Source organism: Herbaspirillum sp. alder98, assembly GCF_020179755.1.
GTDB lineage: Bacteria > Pseudomonadota > Gammaproteobacteria > Burkholderiales > Burkholderiaceae_D > Herbaspirillum.
In genome coordinates, this window is the sequence record NZ_JAIUCY010000022.1 from 1 (window position 1) to 1282 (window position 1282).

A 1282-nucleotide genomic window follows, 5' to 3' on the forward strand; every position below is an offset into this window, starting at 1 on the left:
ATGGAGTGAACCCCTCGGGCTGGACCAAGGCCTGGAGATGAAGTGATACGCTTGTCGAGCCTTCTCAGGAGGAGCGACATCATGGCATCACGAGGTCCCTATCGGCGGCACAGCCCGCAATTCAAGATACAGATCTGCAGCGATATCCGCAGCGGCAAGCTGGGGCGGCGAGAGGCGCTCAAGATCCATAATTTGTCGGCCAACCTCATGCAAATGTGGCTAGGGCAGTTTGATCGAGGTGAGCTGGATGCAGAAGATGCTGCTGCGTCGACGGTTGCCGAGTACGAGGCGCATATTGCCGCGTTGGAACGGAAGGTAGGCCAGCTGACGATGGAGTTGGAACTCCTTAAAAAAACACCACGACTACGACTCGTCAGCAACAACGACAGCTCATCGATCATCAGCGGCCCCAAGCCTGCTCCATCCGACGAGGATGCCAAATGATCGATCTGCCGCGTAGCACCTACTATTATCAGCCCAAGCCGGCTATTGCCGCAGTCGGTGATACTGAGCTTGCCCATCTGATAGAAGACATCCACGACGTCTTCCCAGGCTATGGCTATCGTCGAATCACGTTGGAATTGAGGGCACGCGGGCATGTGGTCAATCACAAGCGCGTAGCCAGGATCATGCGTGAGCACGAGGTGTACGGCCATCATCGGCGTAGGTTCAAGCCGGTGGCCTGCTCTGAAACTGATGTCGCCGTCTTTCCTAATCACTATCAGAACATCATTCCAACGGAGCCAGATCATGTGTGGGTTGCCGATATCACCTACATCCGAATAGCATCCGGCTTTATCTACCTGGCCGTTGTTTTGGATGCTTGCAGCCGCAAGGTAATCGGCTACGCTTTATCCAAGCGGATCGACACGCCTTTGGCTCTGGCCGCGCTGACGGCCGCCTACAGAATTCGCAAACCGGCGCCGGGCACGTGCATTCACCATACGGATCGCGGGTGCCAATATGCCAGCGCTTTGTACCGGGATGCTTTGGCGGAATTTGGTCTGATAGGATCAATGAGTGCGCCAGCCAACCCGTATCACAACGCGCAGGCGGAGAGCTTCATGAAGACGCTCAAGGTCGAAGAGGTCTATCTGGCTGGTTATGAGAAATTCGACGATGTGGCCGGCAGGCTGCCATACTTCATCGAAGAGATTTACAACGAGCGGCGCATGCACTCTGCATTGGGCTATCAATCACCTAACCATTTCGAAGCACAACTCACTCGGCAAGCGGCTTAGTTTCTCGACCAACTTTGGTCCAGCCCGAGGGGTTCACTCCA

2 protein-coding genes are annotated in these 1282 nt (G+C 55.4%); both read left to right on the forward strand.

The window, feature by feature from the left end; all coding sequences use genetic code 11:
* Positions 1–81 precede the first annotated feature (81 nt).
* Positions 82–444, forward strand: coding sequence for a transposase (locus LBW87_RS23795; RefSeq protein ID WP_225203955.1), 363 nt, complete (start codon positions 82–84; stop codon positions 442–444).
* Positions 423–1241 carry an IS3 family transposase gene (locus LBW87_RS23800; protein ID WP_320442752.1) on the forward strand — a complete coding sequence of 273 codons (819 nt, stop codon included), beginning with the start codon at positions 423–425 and terminating at the stop codon, positions 1239–1241. The genes LBW87_RS23795 and LBW87_RS23800 overlap by 22 nt, the downstream gene beginning before the upstream one ends.
* Positions 1242–1282 lie beyond the last annotated feature (41 nt).

Coding starts and splice junctions, on each gene's coding strand:
- LBW87_RS23795 (WP_225203955.1), top strand. CDS start 82: ATGGCATCACGAGGTCCCTATCGGCGGCACAGCCCGCAATTCAAGATA.